Annotated in this window: 1 protein-coding gene; it reads left to right on the forward strand. The window is 65.1% G+C overall.

Annotated elements, in window-relative coordinates; genetic code table 11:
- Positions 1 to 292: alpha-glucosidase C-terminal domain-containing protein (locus tag ACLFKU_RS44025; protein ID WP_410853428.1), on the forward strand; the 292-nt coding region annotated here is incomplete at its 5' end.
- Positions 293 to 505 lie beyond the last annotated feature (213 nt).

The following is a 505-nucleotide window of genomic DNA, read 5'->3' on the forward strand; positions in this document are numbered from 1 at the left end:
GTCGGTGTTGAACGCGTTCCGTCAGTTCCTGGCGTGGCGGCGGACGATGCCGACGTTGTTGTTGGGGGACATCCGTTTCCTGGAGTCGGCCGCGCCGGTGTTGATGTTCGAGCGGGCGCACGGCGAGGAGACGTTGCTGTTGGCGTTCAATCTGTCGGCTGAGCGCGTTCGGGTGTCGCTGCCGGTGGGCGCGTGGCAGGCGATGCATGTGCCGGGTCCGGAGGTGGGCGAGGCGGTGGATGGCGAGCTGGTGTTGCCGGCGCAGTCGATGTATTGCGCGCAACGCGGCTGATTCGATTTCCGGTGGTATTGAGAGGGCGGGGCCGAGTGCCTCGCCCTTTTTTTGTTCTGCGCTCGTGCGTTGGAGTGCGTCAATCGCAGCGGCAACGACAACGACAACGGCAACGACAACGGCAACGGCGCTTAGGGCCGCGCTTGTCGCGGTTTGGGCGGGCACGGGTGGGTTGTCGGGACCCGCCGCAAGTACGTCCATGTAGGCTCATGT

This window comes from Paraburkholderia sp. EG304, from assembly GCF_046543485.1.
Classification (GTDB): Bacteria; Pseudomonadota; Gammaproteobacteria; order Burkholderiales; family Burkholderiaceae; genus Paraburkholderia; species Paraburkholderia youngii.